General features: G+C 38.0%; 18 protein-coding genes and 1 tRNA gene. 6 read left to right on the forward strand and 13 right to left on the reverse strand.

Annotation, left to right across the window (positions count from 1 at the left end; genetic code table 11):
- Positions 1 to 105 precede the first annotated feature (105 nt).
- From I2F23_RS05170 to metG, 3 genes are all read right to left on the reverse strand, one after another.
- Entirely contained in the window at positions 106 to 1386 is a 1281-nt protein-coding gene (locus I2F23_RS05170) for a ribonucleotide-diphosphate reductase subunit beta (RefSeq protein ID WP_195771495.1), read from the reverse strand.
- Positions 1387 to 1679: 293 nt separating this feature from the next.
- Positions 1680 to 4490 (reverse strand): ribonucleoside-diphosphate reductase subunit alpha, encoded by a 2811-nt coding sequence (locus I2F23_RS05175; protein WP_195771496.1) that lies wholly within the window; start codon positions 4488 to 4490, stop codon positions 1680 to 1682.
- Between the two features lie 455 nt (positions 4491 to 4945).
- Complete coding sequence (gene metG / locus I2F23_RS05180; RefSeq protein WP_195771497.1) at positions 4946 to 6991, reverse strand: methionine--tRNA ligase; 2046 nt, start codon at positions 6989 to 6991, stop codon at positions 4946 to 4948.
- Between the two features lie 413 nt (positions 6992 to 7404).
- On the opposite strand from metG, the gene I2F23_RS05185 reads away from it, so the two are divergent.
- Together I2F23_RS05185 and apbC are read left to right on the forward strand one after the other, a co-directional pair.
- Positions 7405 to 7737, forward strand: a complete 333-nt coding sequence (locus tag I2F23_RS05185) for a hypothetical protein (RefSeq protein ID WP_195771498.1) — start codon at positions 7405 to 7407, stop codon at positions 7735 to 7737.
- A 110-nt stretch (positions 7738 to 7847) separates the two neighbouring features.
- The gene (gene apbC, locus I2F23_RS05190; RefSeq protein WP_195771499.1) at positions 7848 to 8999 is read left to right on the forward strand and encodes an iron-sulfur cluster carrier protein ApbC; all 1152 of its coding nucleotides are present in this window, start codon (positions 7848 to 7850) and stop codon (positions 8997 to 8999) included.
- Here the strand turns inward: apbC and I2F23_RS05195 are convergent, their stop codons facing one another.
- Positions 9000 to 9521 (reverse strand): GspH/FimT family pseudopilin, encoded by a 522-nt coding sequence (locus I2F23_RS05195; RefSeq protein ID WP_195771500.1) that lies wholly within the window; start codon positions 9519 to 9521, stop codon positions 9000 to 9002.
- Positions 9522 to 9630: 109 nt separating this feature from the next.
- The gene (gene rsmI, locus I2F23_RS05200; RefSeq protein WP_195771516.1) at positions 9631 to 10464 is read right to left on the reverse strand and encodes a 16S rRNA (cytidine(1402)-2'-O)-methyltransferase; all 834 of its coding nucleotides are present in this window, start codon (positions 10462 to 10464) and stop codon (positions 9631 to 9633) included.
- A gap of 106 nt (positions 10465 to 10570) precedes the next feature.
- On the opposite strand from rsmI, the gene I2F23_RS05205 reads away from it, so the two are divergent.
- From I2F23_RS05205 to I2F23_RS05215, 3 genes are read left to right on the forward strand one after another with little or no spacing between them, the layout of a single operon-like run.
- Entirely contained in the window at positions 10571 to 10981 is a 411-nt protein-coding gene (locus I2F23_RS05205) for a YraN family protein (protein ID WP_195771501.1), read from the forward strand.
- Positions 10982 to 11038: 57 nt separating this feature from the next.
- Positions 11039 to 11713 carry a BON domain-containing protein gene (locus tag I2F23_RS05210; protein WP_195771502.1) on the forward strand — a complete coding sequence of 225 codons (675 nt, stop codon included), beginning with the start codon at positions 11039 to 11041 and terminating at the stop codon, positions 11711 to 11713.
- Between the two features lie 40 nt (positions 11714 to 11753).
- Positions 11754 to 12602: an alpha/beta hydrolase gene (locus tag I2F23_RS05215; protein WP_195771503.1), complete on the forward strand. Its 849-nt coding sequence runs from the start codon at positions 11754 to 11756 to the stop codon at positions 12600 to 12602.
- A 25-nt stretch (positions 12603 to 12627) separates the two neighbouring features.
- On the opposite strand, the gene nudC is transcribed toward I2F23_RS05215, so the two are convergent.
- From nudC to dnaQ, 3 genes are all read right to left on the reverse strand, one after another.
- Positions 12628 to 13377 carry an NAD(+) diphosphatase gene (gene nudC, locus I2F23_RS05220; protein ID WP_195771504.1) on the reverse strand — a complete coding sequence of 250 codons (750 nt, stop codon included), beginning with the start codon at positions 13375 to 13377 and terminating at the stop codon, positions 12628 to 12630.
- Between the two features lie 2 nt (positions 13378 to 13379).
- Positions 13380 to 15008, reverse strand: a complete 1629-nt coding sequence (locus tag I2F23_RS05225) for a chemotaxis protein (protein WP_195771505.1) — start codon at positions 15006 to 15008, stop codon at positions 13380 to 13382.
- A gap of 145 nt (positions 15009 to 15153) precedes the next feature.
- Positions 15154 to 16464, reverse strand: a complete 1311-nt coding sequence (gene dnaQ, locus I2F23_RS05230; protein WP_195771506.1) for a DNA polymerase III subunit epsilon — start codon at positions 16462 to 16464, stop codon at positions 15154 to 15156.
- A gap of 200 nt (positions 16465 to 16664) precedes the next feature.
- Between dnaQ and I2F23_RS05235 the strand changes: the two genes are divergently transcribed.
- Positions 16665 to 19607, forward strand: a complete 2943-nt coding sequence (locus I2F23_RS05235; RefSeq protein WP_195771507.1) for a lytic transglycosylase — start codon at positions 16665 to 16667, stop codon at positions 19605 to 19607.
- Positions 19608 to 19698: 91 nt separating this feature from the next.
- Here I2F23_RS05235 and I2F23_RS05240 read toward each other — a convergent pair.
- From I2F23_RS05240 to I2F23_RS05260, 5 genes are all read right to left on the reverse strand, one after another.
- Positions 19699 to 19774 (reverse strand) — tRNA-Glu (locus I2F23_RS05240).
- Between the two features lie 19 nt (positions 19775 to 19793).
- Positions 19794 to 20456, reverse strand: a complete 663-nt coding sequence (rnt, locus tag I2F23_RS05245; RefSeq protein WP_195771508.1) for a ribonuclease T — start codon at positions 20454 to 20456, stop codon at positions 19794 to 19796.
- Positions 20441 to 21475 (reverse strand): dihydroorotase, encoded by a 1035-nt coding sequence (gene pyrC / locus I2F23_RS05250; protein ID WP_195771509.1) that lies wholly within the window; start codon positions 21473 to 21475, stop codon positions 20441 to 20443. The genes rnt and pyrC overlap by 16 nt, the downstream gene beginning before the upstream one ends.
- Positions 21476 to 21633: 158 nt before the next feature.
- Positions 21634 to 22992, reverse strand: coding sequence for an argininosuccinate synthase (gene argG / locus I2F23_RS05255; RefSeq protein ID WP_195771517.1), 1359 nt, complete (start codon positions 22990 to 22992; stop codon positions 21634 to 21636).
- A gap of 196 nt (positions 22993 to 23188) precedes the next feature.
- Positions 23189 to 23601, reverse strand: a 413-nt coding sequence (locus I2F23_RS05260; RefSeq protein WP_195771510.1) for an aspartyl/asparaginyl beta-hydroxylase domain-containing protein, incomplete at its 5' end; no start/stop codon positions are given.

A 23601-nucleotide genomic window follows, 5' to 3' on the forward strand; every position in this document is an offset into this window, starting at 1 on the left:
AGCCTGTTTTACTATGGTGTCTATGACAACTTATGTATCGTTCTTTGCCAACTTATGTGTCGCAAATGACAACATATGTGTCGCGTGACGGTAATAATCAAGCTTCTACCAACTAAGCGCACCACCTGTTTGGTAATCAGTTACGCGTGTTTCAAAGAAGTTTTTCTCTTTACGTAAATCCATCATTTCTGACATCCATTGGAATGGATTGTTCACGCCTTTATATTGTTCAGGTAAACCTAACTGTACAAGGCGACGGTTACAAATGAATTTTAAGTATTCTTCCATCATCGCAGCGTTCATGCCTAATACACCACGTGGCATAGTATCGCGTGCATATTCGATTTCTAACATTGTACCTTCAAGAATCATTTGAATAACTTCTTGCTGGAACTCAGCTGTCCATAGATGTGGGTTTTCGATCTTGATTTGGTTAATCATGTCGATACCGAAGTTCACATGCATCGATTCATCACGCAAGATATATTGGAACTGTTCTGCAACACCATTCATTTTGTTACGACGACCCATACTCAAAATTTGAGTAAAGCCACAGTAGAAGAATATACCTTCTAACACGCAGTAGAATGCAATAAGGTTACGAAGAAGCTGTTGGTCAGTTTCTGGTGTACCTGTTTTAAATGTTGGATCACCAAGCGCTTGCGTATATTTCAGTCCCCATGCTGCTTTACGTGCCACAGATGGAACTTCACGATACATGTTAAAGACTTCACCTTCATCCATACCTAAAGATTCGATACAGTATTGGTAGGCATGCGTGTGAATTGCTTCTTCAAAACCTTGACGCAAAATATACTGGCGGCATTCAGGGTTCGTAATTAAACGATAAATTGCCAATACAAGGTTATTTGCAACTAAAGAGTCTGCTGTAGAGAAAAAACCAAGAGAGCGCATAATAATTGTACGTTCATCTTCAGTTAATCCATTTTCAGATTTCCAAAGCGCAATGTCATGGTTCATGTTAACTTCTTGAGGCATCCAGTGGTTTGCACAGCCATCAAGATATTTTTGCCATGCCCATTCGTACTTGAATGGAACAAGCTGATTTAAGTCGGCACGACAGTTAATCATGGCCTTATCGTCAACTTGTACACGACCTGCACCCATTTCAAGCTCTTCTAAGCCCGGTGCAATATCTAGATTCTTTAAGGATTCAGTTGCTCGAACCATTGAATCGGTTGTATGTTCTGAGGTTCTTCCTCTTGTTGCATCGGCGTTAGAATCGTGAGTGTTCGTCTCCGATGGTTGCGGATCAGATACCACTTGTGACTCAGGCGCTTTTTTCTGTTCGACGGGCGTAGATTTGGACTCTGTAGTCTGTTTTTTCGAATCATCTTCAAAATCGTCCCAACTTAGGATAGACATAATAGTTCTCTCTTCGTTGTGTATCTTATATTAGACATCTTACGACGAAGATGTCTCTACTATACGTTTCTTCTGAATAAGCGAAAATAAATTTAAGTAATTTATTTTTGCTTACGCTTTTCTTGATAAACCTTATAGATCACGTAAACAATTGGAATGCAGAATATGATGTAGGTTAATACATAAAGGATTAAACCAATTTCATAATTACTCGATAAGTGTGCAAACATTTTTGATCCGTAAAATATAAGGTATGTCTAGAAGCACATATAGAATGTGCTTCTAAGTTTTATTTATTGGCAAGCTTCGCAATCAGGATTGTCAATTGAACATGCTTGTGGCACTGGCGCTGCTTGTGAAAAACCTTCTTCAGAAGCAGGTGCTGCTGCTTGAGGTGCAGGTGAAGAAACAGTTGTTGTTTTCACTGCATTTAATGCACCTGTATTAATCGTTGATTTTTCAGTAGATGTCGCACCTAATGCTCGAAGGTAATATGTTGTTTTTAAACCACGTAACCAAGCCATCTTATAGGTAATATCAAGTTTCTTACCATTTGCACCACCAATATAGAGGTTCAATGATTGTGCTTGGTCAATCCATTTTTGGCGACGTGATGCAGCATCTACAATCCAACGAGGTTCAACTTCAAAAGCGGTTGCAAACATTGCCTTTAAGTCCTCAGGAATACGAGCAATCTTTTCTACAGAACCTTCATAATGCTTAAGATCGTTAACCATAACCACATCCCATAATCCACGTTCTTTTAGTGCACGAACAAGGTATGGGTTGATGATTGTAAACTCACCTGAAAGGTTAGATTTTACATATAGGTTTTGGAACGTTGGCTCAATTGATTGAGAAACACCACAGATATTCGAAATAGTCGCAGTTGGTGCAATCGCCATCACATTTGAGTTGCGCATACCATCTTTTTGAACTTTCTGACGTAACGTATCCCAATCTAAACGCTGTGAACGATCTACTTCAAACATTTTTTCAGGACGTGATTTTGCCACAAGCTCAAGAGAATCAATTGGTAAAATACCTTGATCCCACAGAGACCCTTTAAATGTTGAATACGTACCGCGTTCTACAGCAAGGTCGCTAGATGCTTGAATTGCATGGTAGCTAATTACTTCCATAGATTCATCTGCAAATGAAACCGCTTGGTCTGAACCGTATGCCATGCCCATTTCATAAAGTGCATCTTGGAAGCCCATGATACCCATACCCACAGGGCGGTGCTTCATATTTGAATTTTTTGCTTGAGGTACAGCGTAGTAGTTGATGTCAATAACGTTATCAAGCATACGTACAGCGGTCTTAATGGTACGTTCAAGTTTTGCTTGATTGAGTTGACCATTTTCAATGTGACGAACAAGGTTGATTGAACCTAAGTTACATACCGCAATTTCATCTTTGCTGGTGTTTAATGTAATTTCTGTACATAAGTTAGATGAATGAACCACGCCAACATGCTGTTGAGGTGAACGTAAGTTACACACATCTTTGAATGTAATCCATGGGTGACCTGTTTCAAACAGCATAGATAACATTTTGCGCCATAAGTCTTTTGCACGCACTTTCTTGTGAAGCATATCTGCAGATTTTGCAATACTTTCGTAGTGTGCGTAGCGCTCAGCAAATTCAAGGCCTGTAAGGTCGTGTAGGTCTGGCGTTTCTGATGGAGTAAATAGCGTCCATTCACCATCTTCAATCACACGTTGCATAAATAGGTCAGGTACCCAGTTTGCAGTGTTCATGTCATGTGTACGACGACGGTCATCACCTGTATTCTTACGTAGCTCTAGGAATTCTTCGATGTCTAAGTGCCAAGTTTCTAAGTATGCACATACTGCACCTTTACGCTTACCACCTTGGTTTACCGCAACAGCTGTATCGTTGGCAACTTTAAGGAATGGTACAACACCTTGTGATTTACCATTTGTGCCTTTGATGTATGAGTTTAATGCACGAACAGGTGTCCAGTCATTGCCTAAACCGCCAGCCCACTTTGAAAGCATCGCATTGTCACGCATTGCACCATAGATGTCATATAGATCGTCATCAATTGTGGTTAAGTAGCAACTAGATAGCTGTGGGCGTAGTGTTCCAGAGTTGAATAACGTTGGCGTAGAAGCCATGTAGTCAAAGCTAGATAATAGGTTATAGAACTCGATAGCACGCGCTTCACGGTCATCTTCATTGAGTGATAGACCCATAGCAACACGCATGAAGAATAATTGCGGAAGCTCGAAACGTACACCTTTAGAGTGAATGAAGTAACGGTCAAATAGAGTTTGTAAACCGAGGTACGTAAACTGGTTTGAGCGTTCAGGCTGAATTGCTGCTGAAAGTTTTGCAAGATCAAATTTCAGAAGTTCAGGAGAAAGTAAATCTAACTCGATCCCTTTTTTCAAGAATGCTTCAAGTGCATCTGCTTCAGATGTTGTTACATCTAAGTCTAAAAATGCTAAGCCTGTTTTTACTAATTCGTTACGTAGTAAGCGAGCAGTCACGTAAGTATAATTTGGTTCTTGTTCGATGCGTGTACGCGTTGCCATAATCATCGTTGTGGCAATATCGCTTTCTTTTACGCCGTTATAAAGATTCTTAACTGTTTCTTCTACAATGGCTTCAACATCTACACCCTCTAAATCTTCAGCAGCTTTACTAATTTCTGCATGAAGTTCTGCAAGGTTTAAGGGTTGGAGTTGTCCATTTTTATCTGTAATTTGTAATGTTGGGTGATGGTTTTCGCTGACTTGTTGACGAGCACTTGTACGTTGTTCACGGTAAATTACATAAGCACGTGCAACTTTTTGCTCGCCTGTACGCATAAGCGCAAGCTCAACTTGGTCTTGAATCTCTTCGATGTGAATTGTGCCGCCTGACGGTAAACGACGTGTAAACGTATTCGTTACCATCTCTGTAAGTTCTGTAATACGGTCATGGATACGGCTAGAGTCAGAACTTTGCTGACCTTCAACGGCTAAAAAAGCTTTCCCAATTGCAACAGAAATTTTTTCAGCGTCAAAAGGGGCAACATCACCAGTGCGTTTGATCACTTGCAGTTGACCTGGGGTTGATGAGATTACGCTCATGTTAGCTTAGCTCCATTGTCTTCATTGTTATGTTTATGGACCATTTGAATCGGGTGTTCTAACCACGATGTTTGAGGAATAAACACAAGACTTAGTGGTTTAAATTAAAGTAAGCCACAAGATACGGTAAAAAAAATTGAATATCAATATTGACTTTTTTATATTTAGATTTTCTTTGGTTTTGCTTTTGTAGGTGTGTTTTTAGTTAAAAGTTTCATAAAAAAAGCAAGAGGAAGAGCATAACAAATTTCAAAAAAATGAGTGTGGGATAAGTATGTGGATAACTAAGAAATATTTGAAAAAAAAGTTCAAGTGAAAATAAAAAGAGCAAATCGAGCTAAATTTTCATGAAGAATTTCTGCCAGAATCCTGCAATAAATATTTATGTATAAATTCAGTGAATACACTTTTAGAAAATAAAAGCCTTACTTTAAGTAAGGCTTTTAAAGAGAAGTTTAAGAAACTTTATCGCCTGGCTGTGCGCCTGAATCTGGAGAAAGAATAAAGACACCTTTTTCACTACCAGCAGAAAGGATCATACCGTTTGAAATACCAAAGCGCATTTTACGTGGTGCAAGATTTGCAACGACGATAACTAGCTTATCTTGTAAATCCTCAGGTGCGTAATAGCTACGAATACCACTAAAGATATTGCGAGGTTCGGATTCTCCAACATCTACTGTGAACTGAAGAAGTTTATCTGAACCATCGACTGTATTTACAGCAAGTACCTTCGCAACACGTAAGTCTACCTTGGTGAAATCATCAATATGAATGGTTTCATCTGCGGTTGCAGGCGGTGGTGTTGGTTTCACTTTTTTTGCCGTTTTTTGCGGTGCAGGGGCAGGAGTTGCTAAAGAGTCTTTAGATTCATCTACCATTGCATCAACTGCTTTTTTATCTACACGTTGCATGAGCGGTTTAAATGTCGCAATTTCATACTCAGTGAGTACTTGAGTGCGAGATGCGAAATCAAAACGATCGAGTTTTAAGAAGCTTTGAACTTCTTCAGCGAGGCTTGGCAGTACAGGAGCAAGATAAATAGCCAACTGACGGAAAAGGTTTATTCCTACTGAGCAAATGTCATGAACTTGCTGTTCATTTCCTTCTACTTTTGCAAGAGCCCATGGTTTTTTCTCATCAATATATTGGTTTGCTTTATCTGCAAGTGCCATAATTTGACGAATCGCTGTACTGAACTCACGCGCTTCATAAGACTTCGCAATTTTATCGCCTGCATCTATAAAGCTTTGAACCAATTCAGGTTCTGAGCAGGTACTAGAGAGAGTGTCATTAAATTTTTTGTTAATAAACTTGGCACAACGACTCGCGATATTGACGACTTTACCGACTAAATCAGAGTTTACCTTCTGAATGAAGTCATCTAAGTTTAAGTCAGAATCTTCAACCTTATCAGACAGTTTAGAGGCAAAGTAATAGCGTAAATATTCAGGATTTAAATGCGATAAATAGGTTTCAGCTTTAATGAATGTGCCACGTGACTTAGACATTTTCTGTCCGTTTACAGTCAAGAAACCATTAACAAATAATCCTGTTGGAGTACGGTAACCTGCACCTTCAAGCATTGCTGGCCAAAAGAGCGCGTGGAAATAGACAATGTCTTTACCAATGAAGTGATAAACCTCATTTTGGCTATCTTTTTGCCAGTAGTCATTAAAATTGAGATCAGGACGTTTTGTTTGAATATAGTTTTCAAAACTTGCCATGTAGCCAATTGGTGCATCTACCCATACATAAAAGTATTTATCTTTTGCATCTGGAATTTCAAAGCCAAAATAAGGCGCATCGCGTGAAATATCCCAATCAGCTAATCCTGCCTCAAACCATTCATCTAATTTGTTGGCAATAGAAACGGGGAGTCGGCCTTCGTCACGAGTCCACTGCTGTAAGTATTTTTCATAATTCGGTAATTTGAAAAAGTAATGGTCTGATGACTTTTCAATAGGCGTTGCGCCACTTAAAGTTGAGCGGGGATCTAATAGCTCAGTCGCATTGTATGTGGTGCCACATACTTCACATGAGTCGCCATATTGGTCTTCAGACTTACATTTTGGGCATGTGCCTTTAATAAATCTGTCAGACAAAAACATTTGTTTTTCTGGGTCAAATAATTGACTCACAGGACGAATAGCAATGTTTCCAGCTTCTCTATTTTTTAAATAAATTTCAGAAGCACGAGCTTGGTTTGTTTTGCTATGGGTAGAGTCATAATGATCGAAGCTAATACCAAAACCTGCAAAGTCACGCTCATGTTCTTTTTGTACGCCTGCAATTTGTTCTTCTGGAGAAATGCCATTTGCCTCTGCGCGTAGCATAATCGCTGTACCATGCGCATCATCCGCACAAACATAAGTTACATCATGTCCCATCGCTCGCATGGCACGAACCCAAATATCTGCTTGAATGTAGCCGAGTAGGTGTCCCATATGGATTGGGCCATTAGCATAAGGTAAAGCGTTGGTGACGAGTATTTTACGCACGGATGTTATTCTCTCATTCGTATTCACAAGCGAATGATTTTACCTGACTTATACCGCTCTTGTATAATGGAATCCCTGAAATCTTTCTAAAAGCTGAATAGATGGTCGATAAAATAAAGTTTTCGTATCTCTTATAACTTTTATAAAACCTATGCTCATAATGAATGAGCGACTTTAAATATATTTAAGTTTTTGATACAGCTAGGCATTTCATTCCAGATCGAATGATTTGTATGTAATTGGATATAAAAAATAAAAAGAAAAAACGTATTTCAAAATATTGACGCAGATTGTGACATATGTAATTGTTTTGTTTCAAAGTGCTTATATTGGTAAAATATGCTTAATAAAAAGCAAATATAAGATTAATTTATACAGTTAAACAACGATGTAATTTATATAAGGATAATGTAATGACTGACAATAATACTTTCGACAACCTAAAAGATAAAGCAAACGAACTTTCAGAAGAAGCAAAGCAAAAAGCGCAAGAAGCTCAGTCAAAAGGTGAAGACAAATTAGACGAGCTAAAGCAACAAGCTTCTGAGAAAAAAGAAGAAGGCCAAGAAAAAATTGATGATTGGAAACAAGAAGCACATGACAAGCATGATTCTTTGAAAGAATCATTAGACGAAAAAGTTGATGAAGCAAAGCAAAAAGCGCATGACATTAAGGAAACTGTAGGTAATAAGTTTGACGAACTGAAAGAAGCAGCGCAAAAAAAGTTTGATGACTTAACTAAATAATATAACTAAGCCACCTCATTTTGTGATGAGGTGGCCGTATTCAGTCATAGCCGATAAGAGAAAAATACTGTTAAACTAGGTGATCTTATTTGCTGTTCTGGAGCATGAATATGTCATGGTTTTCTTCACTAAAGTCGGTTTTTTCACCTGCTAAAGGAGTCAGTGAAGATGACATCCAAACTATCTTACAAAACTATAAACTTCCTAATGATGATAGCTTAAAAAGCCGTATTACTGCCTTACAACTTCAAGATTATACTTTGCAGTTGACTATGAATTGCTTTCCATCTGAAGCAAACGATTTGCAAAAAATTCATGATGATCTCTCTGCCGCCTTACAACAGTGTGGCATTCAAACGTTGAACCTCCATATTGTTCAACAAAAAGAGCAAAAAGCTAAAGTTCCTCCCACTGTCGATGCTGCACAGAGCACGAAAAAAAGCGTGCCTAAACAAACTGAAATTCCTGCTCACCCTCGAATTAAAGATGTCATTTTAGTCTCGTCTGGTAAAGGTGGTGTAGGTAAATCGACAACGACTGTAAATCTAGCATTGGCGTTACAACAGCAAGGAAAAAAAGTTGGTATTTTGGATGCTGATATTTATGGCCCAAGTATTCCAACGATGTTAGGAAATGCAGGTAAAACACCATTAATAGAAGATGAAAAGTTTATTCCATTAGAGGCTCATGGAATGGCTGTACTATCTATTGGTCATCTAACTGGGGATAATAATACCCCTGTCGTTTGGCGTGGTCCAAAAGCAACAGGTGCACTCATGCAGTTGTTTAACCAAACATTATGGCCAGAGTTAGATGTTTTGGTGATAGATATGCCACCGGGTACAGGGGATATTCAATTGACACTTGCACAGCGCATACCTGTGACTGGCGCTGTTATTGTAACGACACCACAAAATATAGCACTACTTGATGCTGTTAAAGGAATCGAGCTATTCAACCGTGTATCTATCCCTGTATTAGGTGTAATTGAAAATATGTCCACACATATTTGCTCTCAGTGTGGTCATGAAGAAGAAATTTTTGGAGTAGGCGGCGGAGAAGAATTGGTAAAACAATATAATATTCCGCTATTGGGTCGGCTACCACTTGAAAAAACAATTCGTGAAAATACAGATCGTGGTTTTCCAAGTGTGCTTGCAAAAGATGCAGTCGCACCTCACTACCTAACAATTGCTAAAAACACATTGTCTGCTTTAGCCAAAGCTCCTCAAAGATCGAGAGATACAAACCGTATTTTTTAACTAACAAGAGTTAATGGGTTTATGCTGAGTATGTCCCATCATATTCAGCGTAACTCGATAGAAAACTTCTTTATTTGAACTACAATAGGCAAAGTGCCCAATATAACCTTGAGGTAGGCCTGTACTAGATTTAAAAATAATAAAATTTTTCCTTAGACTTCCATGCCATGTGAGTTTTCCGTGCTTAAGTACGAAAGGCGTAAACTCTATTTTTTGATCATTCTGATTAAATTGTTTATCTCTATTTTTATCAATATATAGCAAGGCCCCTTTGCTCCAATCATTATGGTTTGTACAAGTTACGCCGTTGATACTTGGACAAATCGTTACATCTTGCTGGCGAAGTCTCGCTTCTACTTTTGCATTTTGAACTAGTGTTTTAAGGTGATGAATTGTACTTTGACTTTCTTGAGATGCGTATAAGCCAGAAAAATTGGGTAGGGCAATACATAAGATAGTGGCTAATATAGATATTGAAATTAAAAGTTCAAGAACCGTAAGGCCAGAATGCGAGTGGTACACGAGAAGCGATTTCAAAAGCTTTATTATATAAAAAAGTATATTTTAAGCCAGATAAAATGTTCCATTTTTTAAGAAGGGGCTTCGTCATCTTAACCCCTTCCTTTAAAATTTATTGTGTAAGTTCTAAAGCACGTTGATAAGCAACTTTCTTTTTAATACCAAAGAGGTCTGCAGCAAGCTGAGAAGCTGCTTTTACGGACAAGTCTTTTAACATGCGTGTAAGGATTTCATCTAGTTTTTCTTGCTGTAAATCTTTTTGTTGTGTAGACCCTGCGACTACTAAAACGATTTCACCCTTTTGCTGATTTTTATCATGCTCAATAAAAGAAACCAACTCTGCAAAAGTAAACTGCTTAATGGTTTCAAATGTCTTTGTAATTTCTCGTGCAAAACCCACTTTTCGTTCAGAGCCAAATACTTCAGTCATATCTTTCACACACTCTAAAATACGATGAGGTGCTTCGTAGAAAATCATGGTTTGTGTTTCATTTTTTAATTGTTCGAGTTGAGAAATACGTTGTGAAGAGCGAGAAGGTAAGAACCCTTCAAAACTAAAGCGATCACTCGGTAAACCAACAGCACTTAACGCAGCGATGGCAGCACATGCACCAGGAACTGGAGTCACTCGTATATGATGCTCTTGTGCAGCACGTACAAGTTTAAAACCGGGATCACTAATCAGTGGTGTGCCTGCATCACTAATCAATGCAATACTCTCACCAGATTTTAAGGTTTCAAGTAGTTGGTCAATCTTATGAGACTCATTATGATCATGACATGCTGTTAATGGGGTATTAATATTAAAATGTTTAAGAAGTTGAATAGATTGGCGCGTATCTTCGGCTGCGATTAATTTAACCTGTTTGAGGACTTCGATCGCGCGGAAAGTCATATCATCTAAATGCCCAATTGGGGTTGCAACGACAAATAATTGTGCATTCATACTCATGTACTTCTTTCCTAATCAATCAATAACTCAATAGTGTACCCGATTTAAAAAAAGACGTGGGAACTGATAGTCATGTTAATATTATTGTTTTTTATAAATTATGATGTGGGATACGAAAAAAATTGGGCTTTGGGGTGAAGCAACGGCTTTATCTTACCTAGAGCAAAATGGATTTAAACGACTTCAAACACGTTATTGTTCTCGTTATGGAGAAATTGACTTAATTGTTGAAGGAAATGGTACGATTTTATTTGTCGAGGTAAAGGTAAGAAGATCGCTACGTTATGGAAATGCAAGTGAATCTATTACGATCACCAAGCAAAGAAAGATTATTAAAACGGCATATGTTTTTTTACAAGAATATCCTGCTTATGAAAGTTATGATCTAAGATTCGATGCTATTTGTATTCAAATTAAACAACAAGTTGCAAAACCTATACTGCAAGATTTTTCGTTACTCAATTATGATTTAGAGTGGATTCAAGATGCGTTTAATTTGGGTGAGGTATAAGCGTATACTGAATTGTAACTTATCTAAAGTTAAACGGTGATAAAGGAGTTTATTTGGGTGTCTAAGCGTATTTTTCTTGCTCTTATATGTGCAGCAAGTTTGTCGGGTTGTGCGAGTTTTATTTCTGGTGGTACAGGTTCTACACCAGTTGGTACGGAAAGTGGTGTGCGTTCATTGGGGCAAGTACTAATTGATAAGTCTATTGAGCGCACGGCTTATATTAATCTTTATAAATTAGATTCTCGTTTTAAGCAGTCACGTGTAAATATCAAGAGTTTTTTTGGAAGTGTGCTGATTACAGGACAAGTTCCTGATGAAAGCCTTAAAAAATTGGCCGAAGATAATTTAAAAGCAATGAGTGATGTGAAATCTGTACATGACTATATGACTGTGGGAAGTCAAATTAGTTATGGCACGATCATGCAAGATGCTACAGTGACTGCAAATACACGTGGTCTTATTGCAAGAGCTCCTGTTATTTCAGACAGTAAAGTACTTGTACATACAGAAGATGGTGTTTTATATGTGATGGGACGCTTAAATAATGCTGAAATTGCAGATTTAAATAATGTGCTTGGACAAGTCGGTGATATTACAAGAATTGTAACCTTAATTGATAACATTCAAAGTACAGGAGCGCAAACACCTCAGCCTACAGTTCAAACGCCTGTAGCTGTTGCAGGATCACCTGATACAACTGGTACCGCTTCAACAACACCATATAATTATTAATTCTATGCGAAAAATAAAAATTAAAGAAAATTTGAACTCAATGTTTTATCCACATTGGGTTCAAATTAAAAATAGAGTTGAAGAGTTTAGATTGTACGACGTTGTGAGTACACGTCTAAATCGTTGGACTCCGCGTGAACACTTTGACCTTGTTTCTAATGTTTCGTATGGTGAACATGCTCGTCAAACGTTTGACTTATATCGTACAAAAAAACCAAGGCAAGAACCTGTACTTATTATTTTTGTGCATGGTGGTACTTGGTCTCATGGTAAGAAGGAAGACTACTTATTTGTTGGTGAAAGTTTCGCTAGAGAGGGTTTTGATGTTGCGATTATCAACTATCGATTAGCACCTGAGTTTAAATTTCCTGCCTATGTGGATGATTTTGTACTTGCTTTAAATCATTTAGAAAAACAATTGCCTTCGCACCAAATGGTATTGATGGGACATTCAGCGGGTGCATTCAATATTATGTCTGCAGTCTATCATCCTCAAAAGTATGCATTTCATGCTTATAGTAAAATTAAAATGATCATTGGATTAGCAGGTCCATATCATTTTAATTACATGGGAGATTCAAATTTAGAGCAAGCTTTTGATGTGAAGCGGACTAAAGAAGAAACAATGCCTTATTATTTTGTGCAGAATAACAGTATTGAACACATCCTATTGCTTGCTTCTAAAGATTTTTTAGTTGCGCGTAGCAATACAATGGACATGCATGCTGCATTGAAGGCTCAAAAGAATAAAAGTAAAGTAGAAGTGATTCCTAGAACGGGGCATATTAGCTTAATTGGTAGTTTATCAAGCCACTTAAGTCAGTTCTTTAAAACAAAAACTGTGATTCTTCGTGAAATTGAGCGTTGTTTAAATCAATCATCATCCTAATAGACTAGGATGATGATTAGAGGTTTTAAAGCGGTATACCTTGGGTAATGTGCATGATTAATCGATGCGCGATGCTACCAGCATGAGGGACTTCGGGTAATGCAGTTTGTTTAAAAAATTGCGCATCAGCAATTTCATCTTCTTGAATTTTAATGTCGCCGTCTGCATATTCTGCATGAAATGCGAGCATTAAATTACTTGGGAACGGCCAAGGTTGACTTGCTAAGTAGCGAATATTTTTTATATGAACGCCGACTTCTTCCAGTGTCTCACGCGCAACCGCCTGTTCTAATGTTTCGCCAACTTCAACAAATCCTGCAATTAAACCGTATACATTATCTTTACGATGAATGGATTTTGCTAAAAGTACTTCGTTATCACCACGTGTAATAATGGTGATGATACATGGGCTAATTCTAGGATACTGACGATAATGACAATTTGGACAGACCATACAATGTTCTGTATGGTGCATTCTGGTTTTTGTTCCGCATTGGCTACAAAAATGATGTTTCTTTTTCCACTCTAACAATTGAACAGCACGACTGGCTTGTTCAAAAGTTTGATGATCCCATACAGGAATTAGTTGGCGTAAAGATACAAATTGAAATCCATTTGGAATTTCATCGTTTTCATTCCATTGTCTTGCAATGGCAGTACAAGGTTCATCTAGTCTAATATCGGCTAAACAAGAACTAACTTTGGGCAGTTGCCAGTTATGGTCAACAAGCAACTGCTGATTTTCATAAATATATGCTATTTTTTCTTGTGACATAATTATGCGGCATGTTGGAGTTTTTGGCTATTCTCTAGAGCAACATCAAACATTCCAAACATGACAGGCTGTTTATTTGCAATTTCTTCTAAACTTACTGCAATACTTGCGCATACGCTTAAAATAATTTTGATGTCATTTTCTTCAAGAACTTCTTTAGATTTTACAAACTTAGCACAGTTTAAAAATGCATGGTAAATCACTTCACTATTAAATAAGAATAGAGAAGCACCAGCCATTTCTTCAAGTGCGTGTGGAAGTTCTTCAAATGAAGATTTATCTTCCAACTCATGATAACCAGTCAATAAGTTTGCATTTTCTTCAACCAACTCATGTAACTCTTGTGCAAGCGCAGTATAGGCATTATCTAAGCGGTCAAGTGCAATATTAGGGTTATTCACTGGTCTTTGTAATAGATCAGGCGTATTTTTACGGATAAACAAACCCAACTCATTTAGCGCTTGCAGTAAATTTTGCATGAGCTCTTGTGTTGTTTGGTCTTGCTGTAGTTGCTCTACGCTAGTGAGTGTATCTAAATGGTGAGTCAAGTTTGCTGAAATATGATTGAGGTTCAGTATTGTGAGTGTATTACGAATTTCCAAAAGTTGTTTATGAAGGCTTTGGAAGCGCTCCGCATTCATTGTTTTATAGTTAAACTCAACTTCTTGGTGAACAGACGTAATTTCTTGACTAAGAAGCTCTACAACGGCATTAATCGTTTCATAATCTGGTGCACGTAGTTTTTGTTGTAGCTCCACAAGTGCTTGATCGGAAATAATATCCTGTTTTAAGGAGAGTTGCGTTTTTAAGTCTTCTACGATTTTAGAATCTTGACCTAAGCAAATTCGAAGGACATTGGCAAATTCTGATTTTGTAGGTTCAAATGTTGCTGTCGAAACAAAAAAGTGTTCGATATTTTTTTCAATCTGAATGAATGTTCTTAGGCGAGGTGTGCTAAAGAATGTTTGATCAATGTTATTAAATGTTTGATATACAAACTTCCAATAATTCGAACTTGGTGTGTTTTCAGATTGGTGTACAAGTTGTTGACCTACAGCAATAAGTGCTGCTTTATCTAAACCTGTCAGATGCTGTGTTAAAAGTTGCTTTAAACATATTTTATAGAGCTGGTGCGTATATAGAGATTTCTCAGCTTTTTCTATCTGAATGTTTAGTGTAGGTTGTTCAGAAAAGTGGTGTTCGAGTCCAGCACCTTCTTGAGTAACTGGGTGGTTTAGTCTTGCTTCTAACTCATTGAGATGTTCAAGTAAAAAAGCAGGTACATTCTTTTCTTCTAAACAGCTAAATTCGATATAGCGCTTTACACCAAGCAATGACTTACTGATGATGTGTATATCTTTGACATCAACTTTTTCAGGCGTTTGCATCACTTGCTGAGTAATTTCAGCGCTGTAATCAATAATTTTACCGAGTGTAGGCTGATCAATCAGATAAAGTACCTTTGCACACTGACTAAGCTGTACCACAGCATCATCGAGTCCAAAAGGTAGTTTTTGATCTTCGACCAAACTAGAGATGAGCGTTTCTATTTGTTGGATCGAATTATCTATTTCGGATTTGACCATCAGTAGTGCTGTTGGGTTGAAAGATGTAGAGATTTGATCCGACATGAAATATACCTATCTATTAATCCGCAGCAGTGAGCGTGCCTTTACTTATTAAGATAATACAGTGAAAGCATGAATAGTAAAATAAAAAGAGAACCAATTTCTATATCATACGCCACCTTTGTTTCAATGAAACGAATGTGTGTATTTACCCCAGTTTTGCAAAAATGCTTGGTTCACCATTTTTTTGAGCAATTTCTTCTAGCCATGCTTCGTGTGCTTCTAACTCTGAGTCTAGGGCATAAATCACAGGTAAAGCAACATTTATATGTGCTTTATGCTGTATTTGATCTGAATTTTGTGAATCTTGTGACAAAGTATCCATATCAAATGCAACTTGGCCACCTGTCATTGCTAAATAGACGTCTGCTAAAATCTCGGCATCGAGTAGGGCACCGTGGTATGTCCTGTCTCTTGCAGGAATTTCGTATCTTCTTACCAAGGCATCAAGCGAGTTCTTTTGGCCAGGATGTTTATTTTTCGCCATTGCAAGTGTATCAGTGACTTGACACACATCTGAGAGCTTTTGAAACCCAGCTCTTTCAAATTCCATATTAAGGAAGTTCATATCGAAAGATGCATTGTGGGCAATAATTTCGGCACCTTTTAGGTACTCAAATAAAGTCTGAGAGATTTCTTGATATTTCGGTTTGTCTGCTAAAAATTCATCTGTAATACCATGGACTTCAACAGAGTCACCAACAGGTTTTTCAGGATTAATATAAATATGAATGGAGCTACCAGTCAGCTTTCGGTTAATCATTTCCACGGCACCAACCTCAATAATGCGGTCACCATCTTGAAAATAAAAGCCTGTCGTTTCTGTATCTAAAATAAGCTGTCTTGGACCATGGATATTTTTTTCTTGAGGCGTAATTTTAATATGGGGGTGCTGTATTGAATTGACTACCTGATGTTCAATATGATCTGTATCCTCTTCTTTTTCATGTAAATCAAATCCAAAAGGGTCATCTAAAATCCAATCATCTTCAATTTTTTTTTTCTTAAACTCGTGTGCTGGCCCCGCATTTGGATCTTTTAAGAAGTCATCTGCACCTTTGTTTGCAAGTTGATCAGCCATTTCGTTTCCTTCATGACCTGCATGGCCTTTAATCCAATTCCACTCTATATTTCTCTGTTGGCAAACTTCATCAAGTTTTTGCCATAAATCTGGGTTTTTAACATCTTTCCAGTTTTTTTTCTTCCAACCATGAATCCACTCGGTAATACCTTGTTTAACATAATTGGAATCTGTCCAAATAATGAGTTTTGCATCGACTGGGCAAAACTGAACTCCCTCGATTGCTGCAGTTAGCTCCATACGATTATTTGTTGTTAGTTTTGCACCACCAGACAGTTTGTGTTCCCCTTCTGGCATAATGATATAAGCACCCCAACCACCTAATCCAGGATTCCCACGACAAGCGCCGTCAACATAAAGTGTAATTGTTTGTGACATGATACAAAATCCAAACTAAAAGTTGTGGTGAAACGTTTTATTCTACCGTGCAAAATGCTTGTTTTCAGTAGTTTTACAAGATTTTTTAATTTCTTGTAACACTTAATGTAGACTAGCATAAATTAGAGTGTTGTACCTTAGGTCAGCTTTAATAAAATGGAACAAAGAATTAGTACCTCACGGCTTGTTTGGGATTGTATATGTTTAGACCTACCACGGTATTGTGGCAAATTTCTGCACCGCAAATTTTTAAAGTATCATTATTAGGTTCAACCGTTGCAGCGTTAATCTTAAGTACGGGGTGTAGCTCTACACCAACAAGAACACAAACAACAGCAATTAAGTCGAAGCAAGTCGGTTCATCTGATTATTTAGATGTGAGTTCTTTAGATTCTTTAGAAGATTTATTGTCCGCAACAGATATGCGTGCAGTAGAGGGAGATCGACTTCTGATTTTAAAACATGGTGATGTTTGGAAACGCATGACTGTTGGTTTTAAAATGGATGAGACACATTGGGACCCGCGTATTGAGGCTCAACGGAGTTGGTTTATTTCGCGCCAGCCGTATTTAGATCGTTTAAGTGCACGTGCCAGTCGTTATTTATATCATACGGTGAAAGAAGCTGAACGTCGTGGTATGCCAACTGAATTGGCATTATTACCAGTGATTGAAAGTTCTTATGACCCAGCAGCAACAAGCTCGGCTTCTGCAACAGGGTTATGGCAATTTATTCCAAGTACGGGGAAAATTTATGGTTTGCAACAAACCAGTTCATATGATGGACGCCGTGATGTCGTGGAATCTACGCGTGCTGCTTATGAGTTCTTAGGTAGTTTATATAATCAGTTCGGATCTTGGGAATTGGCACTTGCAGCTTATAATGCAGGGCCAGGGCGTGTTCAGCAAGCAATTAATCGTAATGCGTCTTTAGGATTACCAACAGATTATTGGTCTTTAAAATTGCCTGCGGAAACCATGAACTATGTTCCACGGTTTTTGGCAGTTGCACAGATTATTAAGAACCCTCGTGCCTATGGCGTAACATTGCCACCTATTGCAAATAGACCTCACTTTAGAGAAATAAAAATACAGCCTGGTGTGTCTATGGCACAGATTGCTGATTTATCTGGGCTTTCTCGTACAGAGTTATATGCACTGAATCCAGGTTATCGTGGTGACTATATTGATACGGATAGTCCAGGAAGGATTTTAATTCCTTCAGATGTTAGTCCAGCAATAGATCGTAAATTACTTGCTTTAAAAGGTACAGGATATACAGGCAATAACACTTGGGTAAATACTGCATCTTCATCTGTGAAAAGTACAGTGACAACACAACCTGTTATTGTGGGTAGTGCTAAACCTATTCCTGATCGTAGTCGTGCAAATACCCCAGTCAATCCAGATGCTCTGGCAGCCTTTGCAAATAATGCAGATGTACCGAGCGCACCTCGTATTCCTGTTGCGGTAACCAATGCAAGTAATTTAAAAAAACCGGTCAATACCGAGCCACCAATTTCAATTCGTGAAAGAGATCGTATTTTATCTGAAATTAAAGCAGATGATGCCAAAGAAACAGTTAAAAATGTTGTACAGCCTATAGCGGACACATCTGAACAGCAACAAGTGATTAATGAAATTAAAGCTATTGCGCCTTCTGGTACACAGGTTGTCGATCCTTTAGATGGTAAAATTAAGTTAACTGCTATTCAAACCAGTCAGTCTGTTGCTGATAGTGAAGGTAAAGAGGTTACTAAAAGCTTCTCTTATCCAAAAAATGTTGTGGATACGGTTGCAAAAGACTCAGATGAAGCAAAACGAAATAAAGATAGAGACTATATAAAGACAGATACAGATATTGTTGCAGTGACACCAAAAGGTGAGCGTAGTACTTATACTGTTGTTGCTGGAGATACCTTAGCTACAATTGCGATGAAAAATGGTGTGAATTGGAGGGATATTGCAAAGTGGAATCAGATTGATCCAAATGCACCGTTATATGTAGGGAATACTTTATATTTATATGATGCAAAAATACAAAAGTCTGCACCAGAGCGCCCTGAGAGTTATATCGTTAAAGCGAATGACAATTTAACAACTCTGGCAAGTCAATTTAATATCTCCGTGAAAGATTTGGCAGATTGGAATGGTTTATCACCAACCAGTAATTTGCTAATCGGTCAAAAGTTAGTACTTAAAGCACCGAAAGATGTACCTGAAGTAAGAAAATCACCTAAGGTGAAAACACAGGTTTATAGCGTAAAGCGTGGTGAATACCTGAAGTTAATTGCAGATCGATATGGTTTATCTAATCAAGAGCTTGCAGATTTAACACCTGATTTGTCTGCAAACGATAGCTTGCAAGTAGGACAAAAAATTAATGTTCCTGTAACGCAGGTGGACGATAAAGAAAAAGATAAAGCAACTCGTAGTAGTGAAGTTGTCACGGAAGCTTATAAAGTGAAACGTGGTGAAACACTTAATTCTATTGCAGCTAAGTCTTATTTGTCTTTAAATGAATTGGCAAAACTCAATCATGTGAAGAGCAATTACCAAGTTCGTGTTGGTCAAACAATTAAAGTACCAGAGGGTACTCAAACACCGACAGAATATACCGTTAAAAGCGGTGATACGCTATCAAGTATCGCATCACACTATAATTTACAAATAGAGTATTTAGCACAGCTGAATGGTCTGTCGAGAAATTCTGGTGTACGTGTAGGCCAAAAGCTGAAATTGGATGATGATGACAATACGGATACAGCTACATCTGTGGTGAAGCCGACAGTGCAAACTGAAAAGGTGAAAGAGAAATCTGTATCAAATGTGCAAAGTGGTAAGGAAACTGAAAGTTATACAGTTCAGGCAGGTGAATCATTACATGCGATTGCAGCACGTTATGATCTCAGTGTGAAAGATCTTGCTGAAATGAATGATCTTAAAATGAAGGCGAATTTACGTAAAGGTCAGGTTATTCAGGTACCAAAGAAAACAGTCGATTATAAGGTGAAATCTGGCGATAATTTGATTCGTTTAGCCAACAAATATGGGATTGAACCTAAAGTATTGGCAGAAATGAATGATTTGAAACCGAATGCACAGTTACGTCTAGGTACGGTTATTCAGGTTCCAAACAAGTAGATCACTTAAAGGAGGGATTTTAAAATTCCTCCTTTTTTATTAAATGTTAGACAATAAAAAAGCCCAACATAAATGTGAGCTTTTAAATATATGGCGTCCCTACGGGGATTCGAACCCCGGTTACCGCCGTGAAAGGGCGATGTCCTAGGCCTCTAGACGATAGGGACGTATAGAAGTGGGCTTATTCTATTCTGCAGGAATCAGTGTGTCAAGTGTATGTGGAGCAAGTTTGTTTAAAATATAGCAAAATAGTTCGGCAGTTTTCTCTGTATCATACAGTGCTGAATGTGCTTCTTTACCATCAAATTCGATACCCGCTTGGATGCACGATTTAGCCAACACCGTTTGTCCAAACATCACTGCACTTAGTGTAACTGTATCGAATACTGAGAAGCTATGAAAAGGGCTTTGGTTTTTTGTACCAGTACGGTCTACTGCTGCACGTAAAAAACTTAAGTCAAAATGAGCATTGTGCCCAACTAAAACGGCATGTGAGCATCTTTGTTGACGTCTAGTTTCATTCAGTGATTTAAAAATACGTTTTAAAGCACTCTTTTCATCTTCAGCCATTGCAATTCTTAGAGGGCTGTAAGGGTCTATGCCAATAAACTCTAATGAACGACGATCTAAATTCGCACCTTCAAAGGGATTAATATGAGCATGTATAGATGGCCCTGGTACAAAGATACCCTCATCATTATAGACAATTGGTATACATGCAATTTCTAGTAGAGCATCTGTTTGAGGGTTGAAGCCTGCTGTTTCCACATCCACAACAACAGGCAAAAAGCCACGGAAACGTTGGCCAATCAACGGTGTATTGACTGCTTCTGTCACATTTTTCTCCATTGAATTGTTTGTCCTGCATACAGTGGAATAATTTGTTGGTCTTCCAAATAGCTTAAACTTGCTGGAATAACTTGATCTTCTTTTTTAAGTGTAATGGTCGATGTATTTCTTGGTAGTCCATAGAAATCTGCGCCAAAATGGCTAGCAAAACCTTCTAAGCGATCTATTTTACCTACCTGATCGAAGGCCTGAGCATAAAGTTCAATTGCAGTTGGGGCACTATAACAACCTGCACATCCACATGCATTTTCTTTAGCATCTTGAGCGTGTGGTGCACTGTCTGTACCTAAGAAAAATTTAGGACTTCCACTTGTTGCGACATCTAATAGGGTCGATTGGTGTGTTTGACGCTTTAAAATAGGTAGACAATAGAAATGTGGTTTTATTCCACCTACAAGCATATCGTTACGATTAAATAAGAGATGCTGAGGTGTAATTGTCGCTGCTACTTTCTTACTTTGCTCTAATACAAAATTCGCGGCATCGCTGGTCGTAATATGTTCTAGAACAATTTTTAAATCAGGAAATTGTTGAATAAGCGGAGAGAGTACTTCATCTAAAAATCGTTTTTCCCGATCAAAGATGTCGACATGCTTATGTGTAACTTCACCATGAAGTAATAATGGAATTTGATGTTTTTCCATTTCTTCAATGACCGCATAGACTTTGCGAATATCGCTAACACCATTATCTGAATTGGTTGTTGCACCTGCAGGATATAGCTTAATTGCGTTTACACAATCAGATGCTTTAATTTTAGCAATTTCACTGGGCAATGTTTGATCTGTAAAGTATAAAACCATACGTGGATCAAAAGGATTACCTTCTGGAACATGTTGCATAATGCGATTGCGGTATGCGATGGCCTCATCTACTGTTTTTACAGGTGGAACAAGGTTTGGCATGCAAATCGCACGAGCAAATTGTTGAGCAAGATCAGGTACTGTACGTTCAAGTGCAAGACCATCTCTAAGATGCGCGTGCCAATCGTCTGGCTGAGTCAATGTTATTGTATTCAAGGTCATTTCAAGCTAAAAAATAAAGTAAATGATAATGCATAAAGCTCAAAAATCATAATGCTGTGTGATTACAGCAATGCTTATGTTTAAGGGAGCAAGCTAGAGATCAAAAAATAATACTTAAAAAAAACTGCTCGTGAAGAGCAGTTTTTTAGGTTTTATTTCTTTTTGGTTTCAAGCTGAGGCACAGCAGAACCTTGAGCAATGGAAAGCAAACCAGTTTGGCTATAGATTCCAAGTTTTGCGCGTGTGTCGATAATATCTAAGTTACGCATAGTCAATTGACCAATACGGTCCATTGGTGTGAATGTTGAATCACCTTTTTCCATGGTTAAGCGTTCAGCTTCATAAGTTAGGTTTGGAGATTCTGTATTTAAAATACTATAGTCATTCCCACGACGCAGTTCTAAAGTCACTTGACCAGTGATTGCTTTTGCAACCCAACGCTGAGCTGTTTCACGTAGCATGAGTGCTTGTGAATCAAACCAACGACCTTGGTAAAGCAAGCGACCTAGGCGTAAACCATTAATACGGTATTGTTCAATGGTGTCTTCATTGTGTATACCTGTAACAAGGCGGTCATAAGCAGCATGAAGTAGTGCCATACCTGGAGCTTCATAAATACCGCGAGATTTTGCTTCAATAATACGGTTTTCGATTTGGTCAGACATACCTAAACCATGACGACCACCAATTTTATTGGCTTCTAAAATAAGGTCTACAGGGTTGTCAAAGCGAGTACCATTAAGTGCAACTGGCATGCCTTCTTCAAAAGTCACAGTTACTACTTCAGGTTTAATTTCAACATCATCACGCCAGAAGGCAACGCCCATGATTGGTTCAACAATTTTTACACCAGCATCAAGATATTCGAGATCTTTTGCTTCGTGTGTTGCACCTAGCATATTTGAATCTGTTGAATATGCTTTTTCTTTTGACATTTTATAATCAAAGCCGTTGTCAATCAGGAACTGTGACATTTCAGCACGGCCACCTAATTCATCAATGAATTGTTGGTCTAACCATGGCTTATAGATTTTTAGTGCTGGATTGGTAAGCAGACCATAACGATAGAAACGTTCAATATCGTTTCCTTTGTAAGTAGAGCCATCACCCCAAATATTTACATCATCTTCTTTCATGGCTGTAACAAGCATAGTTCCTGTTACAGCACGACCTAAAGGTGTTGTATTGAAATAAGGGACACCACCTGTACTGATGTGAAATGCGCCACATTGAATTGCAGCAATACCTTCTAAAGCAAGTTGAAGTCGGCAATCAACCAATCGGGCTTTATCTGCACCATATAGTTCTGCTTTTTTTGGAATGGCATTGTAGTCATCTTCATCTGGTTGACCTAAGTCCGCAGTGTAAGCGTAAGGTTGAGCACCTTTTTGCTTCATCCAAAGTAATGCTGCAGATGTATCTAAACCACCAGAGAAGGCAATACCAACTTTTTGCCCTACAGGTATATTTTGCAAGATTGTTGCATTATCAGTCATTGTGGATCCTAATATTATGAACTCGATATCGTAAAGAGTATCACCGAAAGCGTTTTATTTTATAGATTTCATTCACCAAATTTTATGGTAAAAAATAACATCAATAAAATGATAAGACGATTGCTGACTTAAAATGATCAGTGTATCTATATATATATTATTACTTAAAAAAGAGCAGATACAAAGTATTGCATCCGCTTTTCGTTATATTTTAAATAAAACTTGGTAATAGAATGAGTAAAATAATGGTAGAGAATAGCGTCCATTTTGTTACATAGTACATCGAACGATTTCTTGCCTTGAGTTCTCTTCCTTTGGTGTGAATAGCATATAGATATTTAAACGCCTTATTAATTCCACCTGTTTGGTCTTGGTCGTCATTGGGTGAGCTTGCTGCAGCCATAACATTTCGACCAAACCAATGGTTAAATCGCTGTGCCCAATTCCATTTCATTGGACGCTCGATATCACAAAATAGAATGATACGGGTTTGTTCCGTTTTATTTTGTGCCCAATGTACATAGGTTTCATCAAATAAAGTGGCTTCGCCATCTCTCCAGCTATGACGTTCGGTATCAACCTCAATAAAACAATCTGGATGATTCGGGGTGGAAAGTCCTAAAT

The sequence above is a fragment of the Acinetobacter pollinis genome, assembly GCF_015627175.1.
GTDB lineage: Bacteria > Pseudomonadota > Gammaproteobacteria > Pseudomonadales > Moraxellaceae > Acinetobacter > Acinetobacter pollinis.

Coding starts and splice junctions, on each gene's coding strand:
- I2F23_RS05170 (WP_195771495.1), bottom strand. CDS start 1,386: ATGTCTATCCTAAGTTGGGACGATTTTGAAGATGATTCGAAAAAACAG.
- I2F23_RS05175 (WP_195771496.1), bottom strand. CDS start 4,490: ATGAGCGTAATCTCATCAACCCCAGGTCAACTGCAAGTGATCAAACGC.
- I2F23_RS05185 (WP_195771498.1), top strand. CDS start 7,405: ATGACTGACAATAATACTTTCGACAACCTAAAAGATAAAGCAAACGAA.
- apbC (WP_195771499.1), top strand. CDS start 7,848: ATGTCATGGTTTTCTTCACTAAAGTCGGTTTTTTCACCTGCTAAAGGA.
- rsmI (WP_195771516.1), bottom strand. CDS start 10,464: ATGAATGCACAATTATTTGTCGTTGCAACCCCAATTGGGCATTTAGAT.
- I2F23_RS05205 (WP_195771501.1), top strand. CDS start 10,571: ATGATGTGGGATACGAAAAAAATTGGGCTTTGGGGTGAAGCAACGGCT.
- I2F23_RS05215 (WP_195771503.1), top strand. CDS start 11,754: ATGTTTTATCCACATTGGGTTCAAATTAAAAATAGAGTTGAAGAGTTT.
- nudC (WP_195771504.1), bottom strand. CDS start 13,377: ATGTCACAAGAAAAAATAGCATATATTTATGAAAATCAGCAGTTGCTT.
- I2F23_RS05225 (WP_195771505.1), bottom strand. CDS start 15,008: ATGTCGGATCAAATCTCTACATCTTTCAACCCAACAGCACTACTGATG.
- dnaQ (WP_195771506.1), bottom strand. CDS start 16,464: ATGTCACAAACAATTACACTTTATGTTGACGGCGCTTGTCGTGGGAAT.
- I2F23_RS05235 (WP_195771507.1), top strand. CDS start 16,665: ATGTTTAGACCTACCACGGTATTGTGGCAAATTTCTGCACCGCAAATT.
- rnt (WP_195771508.1), bottom strand. CDS start 20,456: ATGGAGAAAAATGTGACAGAAGCAGTCAATACACCGTTGATTGGCCAA.